Origin of the sequence: Cellulomonas sp. GbtcB1 (genome assembly GCF_019091725.1) — a bacterium.
Classification (GTDB): domain Bacteria; phylum Actinomycetota; class Actinomycetes; order Actinomycetales; family Cellulomonadaceae; genus Cellulomonas.
In genome coordinates this window covers 1-246 of record NZ_JAGXJG010000415.1, presented here as the reverse complement: position 1 = coordinate 246, position 246 = coordinate 1, and the positions used below count along the sequence as shown (strand labels likewise).

Annotated in this window: 1 pseudogene; it reads right to left on the bottom strand. The window is 75.2% G+C overall.

The features are described 5' to 3' along the window. Nucleotides 1–246 (bottom strand): annotated as a pseudogene (locus KVT14_RS20890) (ABC transporter ATP-binding protein); the annotation flags it as partial.

The following is a 246-nucleotide window of genomic DNA, read 5'->3' as shown; positions in this document are numbered from 1 at the left end:
CGTGCTCCAGCAGCTCCAGGTCGTGGCTGACGACGACGAGGGCCCCCGGCCACGTGTCGCCGAGCACGGCGAGCCGCGCGCGGGTGGGCCGGTCGAGGTTGTTGGTCGGCTCGACGAGCAGGGTGACCGCGGTGCGGCGCAGGCGCAGGCCGGTGACGGCGATCAGCACGGCCCCGCCGCCGGCCACCTCGGCCACCCGCCGGTCGAGGTCAGCCGCCGAGAACCCGATCTGGTGCAACGACTCGT